At 47.2% G+C, this 265-nt stretch carries 2 tRNA genes; both read left to right on the forward strand.

From position 1 onward, the window contains the following. Nucleotides 1-32: 32 nt before the first annotated feature. Nucleotides 33-105, forward strand: a tRNA-Asn gene (locus tag ACG95_RS01865). 20 nt (nucleotides 106-125) lie between these two features. Beyond that, nucleotides 126-215: transfer RNA gene (locus ACG95_RS01870), tRNA-Ser, on the forward strand. The last annotated feature ends 50 nt before the right edge of the window (nucleotides 216-265 follow it).

The raw sequence follows: 265 nt of genomic DNA on the forward strand, positions 1-265 counted from the left end.
CCTGCGAGGGTAGGACGTTGCCATGCAATTATTCCGACATAGCTCAGTTGGTAGAGCGCTTGACTGTTAATCAAGATGTCGACGGTTCGAGCCCGCCTGTCGGAGTTTATCTCTACGTAAGCCATGGAGAGTTGTCCGAGTGGCTGAAGGAGCAGCATTGGAAATGCTGTAAACGGGTTTTGCCTGTTTCAAGGGTTCGAATCCCTTACTCTCCGTTAGTTAGATATAAAATTATATATGACCCCTTGGTCAAGTGGTTTAAGAC

Source organism: Lactiplantibacillus herbarum (assembly GCF_001039045.1).
Classification (GTDB): Bacteria; Bacillota; Bacilli; order Lactobacillales; family Lactobacillaceae; genus Lactiplantibacillus; species Lactiplantibacillus herbarum.